At 73.1% G+C, this 12,605-nt stretch carries 12 protein-coding genes and 1 riboswitch; of the genes, 4 read left to right on the forward strand and 8 right to left on the reverse strand.

All coding sequences use genetic code 11. The features are described 5' to 3' along the window. Window positions 1–79: 79 nt before the first annotated feature. Complete coding sequence (locus tag AAH991_RS18585) at window positions 80–682, forward strand: DUF305 domain-containing protein (protein WP_346227107.1); 603 nt, start codon at window positions 80–82, stop codon at window positions 680–682. A 36-nt stretch (window positions 683–718) separates the two neighbouring features. Here AAH991_RS18585 and AAH991_RS18590 read toward each other — a convergent pair whose 3' ends face one another. Then, window positions 719–1,327: a CHAP domain-containing protein gene (locus tag AAH991_RS18590; RefSeq protein WP_346227108.1), complete on the reverse strand. Its 609-nt coding sequence runs from the start codon at window positions 1,325–1,327 to the stop codon at window positions 719–721. Window positions 1,328–1,673: 346 nt separating this feature from the next. Next, a riboswitch (cyclic di-AMP (ydaO/yuaA leader) is annotated at window positions 1,674–1,816 on the reverse strand. A 354-nt stretch (window positions 1,817–2,170) separates the two neighbouring features. Between AAH991_RS18590 and AAH991_RS18595 the strand changes: the two genes are divergently transcribed. Together AAH991_RS18595 and AAH991_RS18600 are read left to right on the forward strand one after the other, a co-directional pair. Beyond that, entirely contained in the window at window positions 2,171–2,914 is a 744-nt protein-coding gene (locus AAH991_RS18595; RefSeq protein WP_346227109.1) for a dienelactone hydrolase family protein, read from the forward strand. Between the two features lie 10 nt (window positions 2,915–2,924). Beyond that, the gene (locus AAH991_RS18600) at window positions 2,925–3,212 is read left to right on the forward strand and encodes a DUF6295 family protein (RefSeq protein ID WP_346227110.1); all 288 of its coding nucleotides are present in this window, start codon (window positions 2,925–2,927) and stop codon (window positions 3,210–3,212) included. Between the two features lie 93 nt (window positions 3,213–3,305). Here the strand turns inward: AAH991_RS18600 and AAH991_RS18605 are convergent, their stop codons facing one another. The 5 genes from AAH991_RS18605 to AAH991_RS18625 form a co-directional block, all read right to left on the reverse strand. Then, the gene (locus AAH991_RS18605; protein WP_346227111.1) at window positions 3,306–4,058 is read right to left on the reverse strand and encodes a GNAT family N-acetyltransferase; all 753 of its coding nucleotides are present in this window, start codon (window positions 4,056–4,058) and stop codon (window positions 3,306–3,308) included. A 385-nt stretch (window positions 4,059–4,443) separates the two neighbouring features. Continuing rightward, window positions 4,444–4,914 carry an SPW repeat protein gene (locus tag AAH991_RS18610; RefSeq protein WP_346227112.1) on the reverse strand — a complete coding sequence of 157 codons (471 nt, stop codon included), beginning with the start codon at window positions 4,912–4,914 and terminating at the stop codon, window positions 4,444–4,446. Window positions 4,915–5,052: 138 nt separating this feature from the next. Beyond that, window positions 5,053–6,828, reverse strand: a complete 1,776-nt coding sequence (locus tag AAH991_RS18615; protein ID WP_346227113.1) for a glycoside hydrolase family 15 protein — start codon at window positions 6,826–6,828, stop codon at window positions 5,053–5,055. Window positions 6,829–6,891: 63 nt separating this feature from the next. Next, window positions 6,892–8,244: a D-arabinono-1,4-lactone oxidase gene (locus tag AAH991_RS18620; RefSeq protein WP_346227114.1), complete on the reverse strand. Its 1,353-nt coding sequence runs from the start codon at window positions 8,242–8,244 to the stop codon at window positions 6,892–6,894. An 83-nt stretch (window positions 8,245–8,327) separates the two neighbouring features. After that, window positions 8,328–9,038: a peroxiredoxin gene (locus AAH991_RS18625; RefSeq protein ID WP_346227115.1), complete on the reverse strand. Its 711-nt coding sequence runs from the start codon at window positions 9,036–9,038 to the stop codon at window positions 8,328–8,330. A 194-nt stretch (window positions 9,039–9,232) separates the two neighbouring features. Between AAH991_RS18625 and AAH991_RS18630 the strand changes: the two genes are divergently transcribed. Beyond that, the gene (locus tag AAH991_RS18630; RefSeq protein WP_346227116.1) at window positions 9,233–9,868 is read left to right on the forward strand and encodes a class I SAM-dependent methyltransferase; all 636 of its coding nucleotides are present in this window, start codon (window positions 9,233–9,235) and stop codon (window positions 9,866–9,868) included. Between the two features lie 6 nt (window positions 9,869–9,874). Here AAH991_RS18630 and AAH991_RS18635 read toward each other — a convergent pair whose 3' ends face one another. Both AAH991_RS18635 and AAH991_RS18640 read right to left on the reverse strand, forming a co-directional pair. Further along, window positions 9,875–11,134 (reverse strand): MFS transporter, encoded by a 1,260-nt coding sequence (locus AAH991_RS18635; protein WP_346227117.1) that lies wholly within the window; start codon window positions 11,132–11,134, stop codon window positions 9,875–9,877. 270 nt (window positions 11,135–11,404) lie between these two features. Further along, window positions 11,405–12,448 (reverse strand): LacI family DNA-binding transcriptional regulator, encoded by a 1,044-nt coding sequence (locus AAH991_RS18640; protein ID WP_346227118.1) that lies wholly within the window; start codon window positions 12,446–12,448, stop codon window positions 11,405–11,407. Window positions 12,449–12,605: the final 157 nt, after the last annotated feature.

Below are 12,605 nucleotides of genomic sequence, written 5' to 3' on the forward strand. Positions count from 1 at the left end.
CCGGTGGGGATTCGCGTGCCGGGCCGCCGCTCCGTTCCGGCCCGGTCACCGTGTCCGGACGAATACGGAGGTGGTTGCGATGAGGGGACACGTCCTGCCCTCGGCCCTGCTGGCGGCCGGTCTGCTGAGCGGCACGGGCGGGCACGGAGCCGCCGCCTTCGCCGGCACGCCGGCCCTGCCCGCCGCGCTGCCCACCGCCCCGGCCGTGACGACGCCGGCGGCCGACCACAACGAGCAGGACGTCATGTTCGCCCGGATGATGATCCCGCATCATCGCCAGGCGGTGGAGATGTCGAAGCTGGCCGGCAGCCGGGCGGACGACACCCGGGTCAGGCGGCTCGCCGAGCGGATCGAGGCCGCCCAGGCTGCCGAGATCCGGACGATGAGCGGCTGGCTCACCGCCTGGGGCGAACGGACGCCCGATGAGAGCGCCGCGCCGGCTCACCACCCCATGCCCGGCATGATGTCCCCCGAGGAGATGCGGCGCCTCGAAGGACTGTCCGGGCGGGCCTTCGACCGGGCCTTCCTCACGATGATGATCCGGCACCACGAGGGCGCCGTGACCATGGCGCGGGACGAACTGCGCGCAGGAGCCTACGAGCCGGCCCGGCGGATGGCGGCGTCCGTCGTCTCCGGCCAGTCGGCCGAGATCAAGGAGATGAAGCGCCTCCTGGAGCAGTGAGCGGCCACGGCCGTTCGGGACGCGGGCTCGCGGAGGTCAGCGGGTGCGGCGCCTGCGGTGCCGTCCGCCGGAGGGCGCCGCCACGGCCCTGGACCGGAGCCCGGTCACGGCGGTGGAGACCACCGCGAAGAGCAGACCGGCCGGCAGGACGGCGTCGCCGGGCGACCACACGACGTCGGGAGAGTGCCCCTGTTGCGCCGCCATGTTCCTGGTGGTGGGCCCGGCCGGACCCTGGACTCCGGCGTTCACCGCGGCCACGGGCTGAACCGTCACCGTCACCTTGGGCGTCGCCTTGACCTTGCGGGGCAGGCCGTACCCGACGATCTTGTTCTTGTCGCGCACCTTACGCTTCAGCCAGACGCCGTCGACGTTGCCCTCGATCGTGTGCACCTTCCCGCCCACGACCTTCTCGACCACGCCGACGTGGTCGATGTCGCGGACGTTCTTGCTTCCCGACCAGTCGAAGAAGACCACGGCGCCCGGCTCGGGCTTGTCGCTCCAGGCGTGCTTCTTCTTGAACCACTTGGCGTGCCGCGTGGTCAGCGCGAACTCGCCGACGTGGTCCTGAACCCCGGCCCGGTTCGCCGCCCAGGAGACGAACATGTCGCACCAGGGGGCGGTCTTGAAGTCGGGGTCCTTGGCCACGTTGTCGGCGTACCATTCGCCGAACTTCGTATGTTTTCCCGCTCGTTCGCGGTAGCCCAGTTCCGGGCGGACGGCGTCGAGCAGCTGTCGAGCTATGGGATCGCTGGAAATCGGAGGCTCCTCATGGCGCGCTTCGAGACGTGACGAACCGGCCCACCTGGCGTGACGGCACGACGGCATGGCCGTACGAGGGCACGGCCCGGCGGGGCGGAATCAGAAATGGGAGATGCGGCAGCCCGTCACGGGCGCGCCGTCACCCCGGAAGCCTGGAGACGTTCCAGGGCGGGCAAGCGGTCCGTCGATGCGACGCGGACCGGATCGGCAGGTGGAGCCGACACTCCACGCGCTCTCCTCTCCTTGGCCGCCTACCGGGTTAGCTGACGGGTTCGGGCCAGGAGTAGCCCTACCGGATGGTCCGGATTCACCCCAAGAGACATGGGTCCCCGGTTCCCGGGATGGATGACGTCCGGGATTCGGCGGTCGCCGGTCGTCCTCGGGTTGAGGACCGCACACCGGCGCGACACGGGAAGCATAGTAGATAACAAGTAAGACACGGCCCAAAAACCGGCAAACGGCCCCATTCGGGCCGCCGCCGCGCGACACTCCCGCTGGTCCTCGCGGTCGCGGCCCGTCCTCGGTGAGATAGGACACACAGCCCTACGGCACCCGCGCCGGGCGGGGCGGCACCTCCCCGGGCGGCGGTCCCGAGCCCCGCCGCGCTCGCGGCGGGGCGGCATCGCCTCTCCCGAAACTTAGTTAGCAAAAGCAACTACTATCGTTGGGCTTCCGGACGCGGCCACGCCGCCGGCCGCGCACCGACCTGATCCAGGGGAAGGACTCCCGATGAACGACGCGATATGGGCCGGCACGGTCGCCGTCACCGGACACGAAGGCGCCGATCTCGAGGCGTACGCCGCCCGGCCGCTCGGCTCCGGCCCCCACGGCGGGGTTGTGGTGATCCACCACCTGCCCGGGTACGACGAGGCCACCAAGGAGATCGTGCGCCGGTTCGCCGCACACGGATACGCCGCGATCTGCCCCAACCTGTACTCCCGCGAGGGCGCCGGGGTCAGCCCGGACGACCAGGCCGCGGCGGCCCGGGCCAAGGGAGGCGTCCCGGACGAGCAGCTCGTCGGCGACGTCGCGGGCGCCGCGGCCTACCTCAAGGGCCTGGAGCACGCCAACGGCAGGGTCGGGGTGATCGGCTACTGCTCGGGTGGCCGGCAGACGTTCCTGGCCGCCTGCTCGCTGCGGATCGACGCGGCCGTCGACTGCTACGGGGCCTTCGTCGTCACCGCGCCGCCGGCCGACTTCCCGCTCAGGGCCGAGCCGCTGATCTCCCGGGCCGCCGACCTGTCCTGCCCGCTGCTCGGGCTCTTCGGCGCGGACGACCGCTTCCCCTCGCCGGACGAGGTCGCGGTGCTCGACGCCGAGCTGACGAGACTCGGCAAGGAGCACGAGTTCCACGTCTTCCCGGACGCCGGCCACGCGTTCTTCTCCGTGGACCGGCCGAACTACCGTCCCGCCGCCGCGGTGGAGGGCTGGAAGAAGGTCTTCGGTTTCTTCGGCCGCCACCTCGCCGCCTGAGGAGGACCAGATGTGCACCTATCTCACCGAGAAGTTCCGGATCGACGGCGCCGCCAAGGGAGCGTCGGGCTGGTTCACGGTCACCGACGGCATGGTCTACGTCGACCATCCCTACCATGCCTGCCGGGAACACACGGTGAACATCGACCTCACCAACCCGGCCGAGGGCCCGTCGGCCCGGGTCGCGATCGAGCTCACCGAGGAGGCGGCGCTCGCCCTGGTCGAGGCGATCCACAAGGCCCTGGCCGCGGCGCCGCCCGGGCTCGCCTCGGCCGCCCGCGGGCCCGCACCCGCCTGACGGGGTCGTACGCCACCGGCGGCGGACCCGGAGGCCCGCCGCCGTGCGGGCCGCCGGCCGGCGATTACCGGCCGGCGAGCCGTGCCGGACGGGTCACTCGTCGAGCGACATGTACAGGCGGGTGCCCGACGGCCGGTAGCCGACGCGTTCGTAGACGCGCCGCGACCCCTCGCCGCCGTACTCGAGCCACACCGACCGCGCGTCCCGGGCGAACATCTCCGCGGTCAGCGCGGCGGTGACCGCGGCGGCGACGCCTCGGCCGCGGAAGGCCGGCCGCGTGCCGACACCGGCGAGTTCCGACGTGCCGACGGCGGGGGCCGAGCAGGTGGCCGCGCCGGCGCAGCCGCCGTCCTGCGCCCGGACGAACCGCACCGCCCCGCCGCTCTCCTGCAGGCGGCGCAGCCGGGCCGCGCCTTCCGGCGAGCCGGTGAACCCGGCGCCGAACGCCTCGGACAGGGCGGCGTCGATCGACAGGTAGTCGTGGTCCGCGACCGGCGTCTCCACCAGGGGGCCGCCGTCGCTCCGCGGCGTCAGCGTCTCCGGCGTGCAGACGAGGTAGTCGTGCACCGCCTCCACGCCGAAGCCCGCCCGGGTGAGCGCGGGCTCCACACCGGGCGCGGCGTCCGGCGCGAACTCGAGCCGGGGCCTCAGCCCGCGCTCGCGGAACGCCGCGACCAGCGCCGCGACGTCCCGCGCGGACGGCCGGGCTCCGGGCAGGGGGGTGGCGTAGTTGATGTGCGGACTGCGGGTTCCGGGATCGAACCCGGCGACGAAACCGCCGGTCTCGACGACCTCGGGGCGGCGGCGAAGGTTGGCCACGGCAAAGCTCTGGACATCGATGTCCACGGTGATTGACCTCACGAAGATGACGAAGTGGAGCGCGCTCCCGCCACGTCGGGCGGGCGGTGAGCCGCGCGGGGGCCGTCCCCGTCGGGGACACAGGCGGTGCGCGGGGCACCGCGGCGTGGGGCCGCGTGAAACGGTGTTGGCACTGCCTGTGCCGGCGCCGCCGGGTGGCGGACCGCTCAGTGCCGACGGCGGCCGCTGCGGGTCGCCGAAACCATGGCCTCAGTCCTTCGTCTGTTCGCGTGCGGTGAAGCGGTCGTACTCTTCCACGCGTCCGCGCGGGCGGCAACCGGTTATATCCCGCCGCCTTTCGTGCGGCCGGCCAGGACGCGTACGCGGGTCCGATGACGGAAGCTCCGGGTACGCGGCCTGGCCCGGCCGGCGGCTACCACTGGCCGCCCGGTGCGCCGACCCCCCGTCGCCGGCCGCCACCCTCGTGCTGCCGGTAGTTCGCGGCGAACGCCAGCGCGCCGAGGCCGAACAGGAAGATGATCGCCCCGGTGACGACGTTGTCCCAGATGGTCGCGGTGGTGGCCGGCTGGCCGCGGATCACCCACGGCGCGATGATCGTCCAGACGCCCAGCACCGGCAGCACCCAGCTCACGCCGTACGTGCGGCCGAACGCCGACGCGCAGCTCAGCGCGAGCGCCGCGACCGTCAGCCCGATGATCAGGTTGTTGATCGCCAGCCCGCCGAATCCGGCGAAGCCCACGACCCACGGCGAGATGGCGAGATAGAGCCCGGCGAGGAGCGTCACTCCGTCCATGATTTGCGCGGGAACGGTCGAGCCCGCGCGGTCGTACGTCTGGCGCAGCTCCGTCGCGTCCGGGCGTCGTGCCAGACCTGGTTGCACCATGATGCGTCACCTCTTTCCCCCGGCAGGGCCGCGGTCGCGGGTTTCCCCCGACCCGCCGGCCCTCAGTTGCATCATGCAACGCGGCAGGTGGCACGGGGTAGGTCGCGAGGCGCGCGGGAAACAGATGGACGCCATCTGTCAGCCAGATGGACCCGGCGCCGCCAGAGCCTGGGCCGCGTTCACGACGGAGACGTGGCTGTAGGCCTGGGGGAAGTTCCCGACCTGTCGCCCGCGGCCGGGGTCGTACTCCTCCGACAGCAGGCCGACGTCGTTGCGCAGGGACAGCAGGCGCTCGAACAGGCGCCGCGCCCGTTCGCGGCGGCCGAGCAGGGCGAGCGCGTGGGCGAGCCAGAAGGAGCAGGCGACGAAGACGCCCTCGCCGCCCGGCAGCCCGTCCACGTCGTCGGCCTCGGGCCGGTAACGCAGGACGAGGCCGTCCTCCGTCAGTTCGCGGCACACGGCGTCCACGGTGCCCGCGACGCGGGGGTCGTCCACCGGCAGGAAGCCGAGCCGGGGAATGAGCAGCAGGGCGGCGTCGAGGCCCTTCGACCCGTAGAACTGGGTGAAGGTGTTGCGGCCGGCGTCGTAGCCGCGCGCGCACACCTCCCGGTGGATCTCGGCGCGGAGGGCGCGCCAGCGGCCGGCCGGGCCGTCGAGGCCCTGCTTCTCGACGGAGCGGACCATCCGGTCCGCCGCCACCCAGGCGAAGACCTTCGAGTGGACGAAGTCGCGGCGCCGGCCGCGCACCTCCCAGAGCCCGTTGTCGGGCTCACGCCACGCCCCCTCCAGATAGTCCATGAGCGCGCACTGCAGCTCCCAGGCCTCCTCGTCCGGCCGCAGGCCCGCCTCCCTGGCCTGGTAGAGGCAGTCGATCACCTCGCCGTACACGTCGAGCTGGAACTGGCCGGAGGCGCCGTTGCCGATCCGCACCGGCCGCGACCCCTCGTATCCCGGCAGCCAGTCGAGGGTCCACTCGGGCATGTGCCTGCTGCCGTCGACCGTGTACATGATCTGCAGGTCGGCGGGGTCCCCCGCGACGGCCCGCAGCAGCCAGTCACGCCAGGCCGTCGCCTCGTTCGCGTACCCCGCGTCCATCAGCGCCCGGAGAGTGAACGAGGCGTCGCGCAGCCAGCTGTAGCGGTAGTCCCAGTTGCGCGAGCCCCCGATCCGCTCCGGCAGCGACGTCGTCGGCGCCGCGACGAGGCCGCCGGTGGGGGCGTACGTGAGGGCCTTGAGCGCGAGGAGGCTGCTGCCCACGGCCTCGCCGTACTCCCCCTGATAGCGGCAGCCGCCGAGCCACTGCCTCCAGAGCCTGTCGGTGGCGGCCAGTTCCGCCGCCGCCTCCAGCCGCCGCGGCCGGTCCCGCCACGACTGCTGCCAGGTGAGCACGAACGGCACCCGGTCTCCCTCTGTGACGGAGAAGGACGCCGTCGTCCCGCGGAGGCGGGAGTCGTGGGCGAGCTCGACGGGCGACTGGAGCCAGGCGGCGTTGGGACCGGCGATGACCGCCACCTCTCCCGCACGGTGCCGCACCCAGGGGATCACGGCCCCGTATTCGAAGCGCAGCAGCAGTTCCGTGCGCATCTCCACCCGGCCCCGCACGCCCTCCACCACGCGCACGAGGTCGGGCGCCTCGCCGCGCGGCGGCATGAAGTCGACGACCCGGACACACCCGCCGGGCGTGTCCCAGGTCGTCTCCAGGACCAGCGCGCCGTCGCGGTAGCGGCGCCCGGTGCACGTCCCGCCCCCGGCGGGGGCAAGCAGCCAGCGTCCCGCCGGGTGGCCGCCAAGGAGCGCCGCGAAGCAGGATCCGGAATCGAAGCGCGGCAGGCACAGCCAGTCGACCGAGCCGTCGCGTCCGACCAGGGCGGCCGTGTGCATGTCGCCGATGAGCGCGTAGTCCTCGATGCGCATCGTCCTGCCTCGTGATCCCGTGAGGACGTACCCGGCCTTGCCGGGCCGAATCCGGCAGGGGCGTCAGTCGCGGCCGAGGACGTACCGCTCGACGAACTCGTTGGCGAACACGCCCCGGGGGTCGAAGTGCCGCGCCAGCGCGGCGAAGTCGTCCAGGCGCTCGTAGCGGGACCGTACGACGGCGGGCGGAAGGGTGAAGAGCTTGCCCCAGTGGGGCCGCGCGCCGAACGGCGCGAGACGCTCCTCGATCGCGGTGAGCACGGGCGTCACGGCAGCGGGGTCCTTGATCCAGGTGAAGTGGAAGGCCACCGTGTCACGGCCCTGGCTCGGGCTCAGCCACAGGTCGTCCGCGGCGATCGTGCGGATCTCGGAGATCTGCAGCACCGGGGCGATGCGGTCGCGGATCTCGCCGAGGGCGCGGAACGCCTCGGCCGCGTGCCGCCGGGGCACCATGTACTCCGCCTGGAGCTCCTCCCCGCTGCTGGGGGTGAAGTCGGGCCGGAAGTGCGGCAGCCGCTCGAACCAGGGGCCGGGGACGCCCATCTGGGCCGTGCAGTGCACCGCGGACATGCCCGGCACGGGGTGCCTCGGGCCGTCGGCCGGCGTCGCCCCGAAGAAGCCGCCGCCCGGCTCTGCGCCGTGGAGGCCTCCGGCGGCCGTGGCCCCCTCCAGGCCGCCCGCGGCGGCGTCCCCCGCGAGCCCGCTCACCGCCGCCACCTCGGCGGGATCCGCGCCGGCCGCGCCGGCCCGCTCCTTCACCCAGACCTGGTTGATCCGAGAGGTACGCCAGTCGGTGAACAGGCTGACGCTGTACGCGCCGGACATGACGGCGTCGAACTGCTCGTCCAGCACCTCGGACGGCAGGCCCTCGTACACGCGCTGGCGGACGTCGAACGACGGCACGACGTCCAGCGTCATGGCGACGACGGCGCCGAGGGCGCCCAGCGCGACGACGGCCCCGGGGAAGCGGTCGCCGTCCGGGTCGCGGTCCAGCGTGACGAGGCCGCCGTCCGCGGTCACCATCTCGATCGCGCGCACGGACGTGGCGAGACCGCCGTTGGCGTCGCCCGAGCCGTGGGTGCCGGTCGCGCAGGAGCCCGCGACCGAGATGTGCGGCAGGGACGCGAGGTTGGGCAGGGCGTAGCCCTTGTCGTGCAGGCGGCGGCCCAGCTCGCCGTAGCGGACGCTCGCGGCGACCCGGACCGTCGAGGACGCGCTGTCGATCTCGATCTCCGGGGGCAGCGCGTCCAGCGAGACCAGCAGGCCCGGGGAGTCGGCGATGTGGTTGAAGGAGTGGCCGCTGCCCAGCACGCGGATCTTCTCGCCGCGCGCCACCAGGCCGCGCACCTCCTCCACGGAGGAGGGCCGCTCGACCGCCTCGGCCCGGAAGGTGATGTTGCCCGCCCAGTTTGTCACTGTATGAGTCACAAAAGAGTTCTACCGGACCATGGCGCGCGCGGTCGCCTCTCCCCACGGCGTCACGAGGCGGGGCGTACGGGTCAGGCGCCCTGGCCGGGCAGGGCGGCGAGGTACCAGTCGACGAGCTTGAGCCGCTCGTCGGCCATCCTGGCCTCCACCTCCGCCTGGGTCTTCGGCGCGCCCAGCAGCACGTCGTCGCCCGGCCGCCAGTTCGCCGGGCAGGAGACGCCGTCGCGGTCGGCGGTCCGCAGCGCGTCCACGAGCCTGAGGATCTCGGGGACCATCCGTCCCGCGTTCATCGGGTAGTAGAGGATCGCGCGCACCACCGACTCCGGGTCGATCACGAACACCGCGCGGACCGCCGCCGTCGCCGACGCGTTCGGGTGCAGCATCCCGTACGCGCGGGACACCCGCGTGTCGAGGTCGGCGATGATCGGGAACGGGATCTTCACACCGAGCTTGTCCTCGATCGCCCGGATCCAGGCGAGATGGCTGTGCACGGAGTCGACCGAGTTGCCGAGCAGGGCGACGCCGCGGGCGGCGAACTCCCCCGCGAGCTCGGCGAACGCGACGAACTCCGTGGTGCACACCGGGGTGAAGTCGGCCGGATGGCTGAACAGCACGAGCCAGCGCCCGGCGTAGTCGGCGAGCCGGACCGGCCCGTGCGTGCTCTCGGCCTCGAAGTCCGGCGCCCGGTCGCCGATGAGCGGCAGGCGGGTGGCGGGTTCCGTCCCGGGGGTCACCGCAGGGGTCGCGGCCGGGGTCGCCGCAGGGGTCACGGCAGAGGTCATGGTCGCTTCCTTTCCGCGCGCCGCGGCGTGCCATCGCGTCATGCACCGCGTCACCCACCGCGTCATGCACCGCGTCGTCCATCGGGGCCCGTACCCACGAGGACCGGTCGCGACCACGGCCCGGATCGCCCCGATTCGGTAATGCCGCTCCGCCGGGCGGCGGGGAATGAAGGAGGGACGGGAAGGGGGACGTCATGCCGGTCACCGAGGTCAGCCATCCGTTGTTCGCCCGCTTCTACACGTGGTTCAGCGGGGTGCTCGACCGCCACGGCATGGCCGCGCAGCGCGAGGCGCTGGTGGACGGGCTGTCGGGCCGGGTGATCGAGGTCGGCGCGGGCAACGGGCTCAACTTCTCCTGCTATCCGCCGTCCGTCGCGGGTGTGCTGGCCGTCGAGCCCGAACCGCGGCTGCGCGCGGCCGCGCTCGACGCCGCCCGCCGGTCACCGGTGCGGATCGAGGTCGTCGGCGGCCTGGCCGACCGGCTGCCCGCCGCGAGCGGCGAGTTCGACGCGGCGGTCGTGTCGTTCGTGCTGTGCTCGCTGCCCGATCCGGTGGCCGGGCTGCGGGAGATCCGCCGCGTGCTGGCCCCGGAGGGGCGGCTTCGCTTCCTCGAACACGTCCGCGCCGCCCCCGGCGGCTGGGCCAGGGCGCAGGACCTGCTGGACGCGACCGTGTGGCCGTGCCTGACCGGCGGCTGCCACACCGGCCGCGACAGCGTGGCGGCCGTCGAGGCGGCCGGCTTCACCGTCGGGCCGCTGGAGCGCTTCGTCTTCCCCGGAGGCGTCCGCAGCCCCATCTCCTTCTGCGTACGGGGCGAGGCCCGGCGGTGATCTCGCTCAGCGGGAGTCCGGGCGGCTCGCGAGGGCGTCGTACCGGCGGAAGGCGGGCACGGCGAAGCCGGCCACCAGGACGAGCACGGCGCACACCAGGCCGCCGCCCGCCCAGGAGGGCACGAGCCCGAAGGCGTCCGCGGTGGCGCCCGCCCGCAGGTCGCCCAGGCGGGGCCCGCCCGCGACGACGACCATGAACACCCCCTGCAGGCGCCCGCGCATCTCGTCGGGCGCGTAGGTCTGCAGGATCGTCTGCCGCCACACGGCGGAGGCGAGGTCGGTCGCGCCGCCGATCGCCAGCAGCGCCACGACCAGCCACAGGGGCTGCGCCAGCGCCGCCGCGGCCACGGTGACGCCCCACGTGGCGATCACGAGCGTGAGCGCCACCCCCTGCCGGCGCACCCGGCCGACCCAGCCGGAGAACACCCCGGCGACGACCGCGCCGATGGCGATGCTCGCCGACAGCCAGCCGAAGGCCACCGGAGACCCGCCGAACCGCTCCGCCGTCAACTCCGGAAACAGCGCCCTCGGCATCGCGAACGCCATGGCGATGATGTCCACCACGAACGACATGAGCACGACGGGCCTGCTCACCACGTACGCGAGCCCGTCGACGACCGACCTCAGGCCCGGCCGGGAGATCTCGCCGACGGGCGCCAGCGCCGGCAGCCGTACGGCCGCGTAGAAGCCGGCGCCGAAAAGGACGGCGTCGATGAGGTACGCCGTGGCGTAGCCGCCCTTGGCGAGCACGACGCCGGCCAGCAGCGGCCCGACCACCGTGCCGATGCTGCTGACGAGGAAGTTCAGCGTGTTGGCCGCGGGGACCCGCTCGGTGGGCACGATGCGGGGGATGATCGCCCCGCGCGTCGCCGAGGTCACGGCGAAGCCGATCGACTGCAGGGCGATGACGGCGAGGATGAGGTGGACGCTGCCGATCCCCGACCAGGCGTGCACCAGCAGGGCGGCGGTGGACAGCCAGGCCACCACCGAACCGGCCAGCAGGAGCCGGCGGCGGTCCACCGCGTCGGCGACCGCGCCGCCCCACAGGCCGAAGACGACCAGCGGGACGAGGCTGACGGGCCCGAGCAGGCCCACCCACAGGGACGAGCCGGTGAGGCTGTACACCTGCCCGCTCACCGCCACGGAGGTGAGCTGGAAGCCGATGAACGAGACGCCCTGCCCCACCAGCAGCCGCCGGTACGCGGGAATGCTCAGCGGGCGGGTGTCGAGGGTGACGCGCCTCAGGACTGCCTGTACCCCCGCCACCCGCTACCTCACCGATCTGGGCATATCGAACATTTCGCGTACTTTACTCCGGCCATGGGCGCGACCCGCGGGAGGCGGGGGCCGCTCCTACCCGGGCGCGGGCGGCCGGGGACGCGAGGCTGAAACTTTCGGCGAGAACGCCGATATACGGCCGCATCCAGCCCGGTGAGCGCGGAGTCGTGGGCACGGGCGCCCGTAAGGTTCCGCGCCGACCCGTTCGCGACCGTGCGGTCCGGCCGTGGCCGAAATTTCCATCGGCCATCCGAAACTTCAGGCGGCGAGCGGCGCGGTGCTGCCCCGCACGACGAGGCTGGTGGTGAGTTCCAGGCGGCTCTGCGGCGGGGTCTCCCCGCGCGCGAGGGCGACGACCATGGTCGTGGCGGCGGCGGCCATCTCGGTGAGCGGCTGGCGCACCGTGGTCAGCGCGGGGATGAGCCACTGCGCCATCGGCACGTCGTCGAAGCCCACCACGCTCAGGTCGCCCGGGATGCGCACCCCCAGCTCGTGGGCCGCCTGGTACACGCCCATGGCCTGGGCGTCGTTGAAGGCGAACACGGCGGTCGGGGGCCGGGGCATGGCGAGCAGGGAACGGGCGTGCGCGAGGCCGTCCTCCACGCTGAAGTCGCCCTGCCGGACGAGCGCCGGGTCCGTCGGCACGCCCGCGGCGTCCATCGCCGCGCGGAACCCGTCGAGCCGCGCGCGGCTGGACAGGGCGTGGGCGGGGCCGGTGATGAGGGCGATGCGCCGGTGCCCCAGCTCCAGCAGGTGCCGCGCGGCCGACAGCCCGCCGCTCCAGTTGCCGGCCCCCACCGAGGGCAGCTCGTGCCCGGGGTCGCCGGTGGGATCGACCAGCACCAGGGGGATGTCGCGCGTCCTGAGCTGCTCGCGCTGGGCCCCGGTGAGGCCGGAGAAGACCACGATCACGCCGCAGGGGCGGCGGCCGATGACGCCCTCGATCCAGCCCCTGGCGGGAGGCTGGTGCTCCTGCAGCTCGGAGACCACCACCGCCAGGTCGTGCTCGCGCGCGACCTGCTCGACCCCCTTGATGACCTCCATCGCGTACGCGCCCTCCAGCTCGTGGAAGACGAGTTCGACCAGGGGCGCCGCCGTGGGGCGCTTCTTCTGCCGGCGGTATCCGTGCGCGCGGATCAGGTCCTCGACCAGGGCGCGGGTCTCGGGGGCGACCTCGGACCTGCCGTTGACGACCTTGGAGACGGTCGCGGGGGACACCCCCGCCAGCTCGGCGATCTGGGCGATGGTCAGCGGCCGGGAGGGGGTGCGTTCCGGAGGTGTCGGCTCCCTGGTCGTCGTCATGGCCGCAGTTTAGCGCTACATTTTCGGTCACTCACCCGAATGTTTCGGATATCTCACGTCCGATTCCTTGACGGGCTCGAGCGCATCGACCTAGAGTCCACATAAACTATCGGTCCTAATCTGGAAACTTTCGGTCTCCCGGCCCCACGCGGTGGAC

The sequence above is a fragment of the Microbispora sp. ZYX-F-249 genome, assembly GCF_039649665.1.
GTDB lineage: Bacteria > Actinomycetota > Actinomycetes > Streptosporangiales > Streptosporangiaceae > Microbispora > Microbispora maris.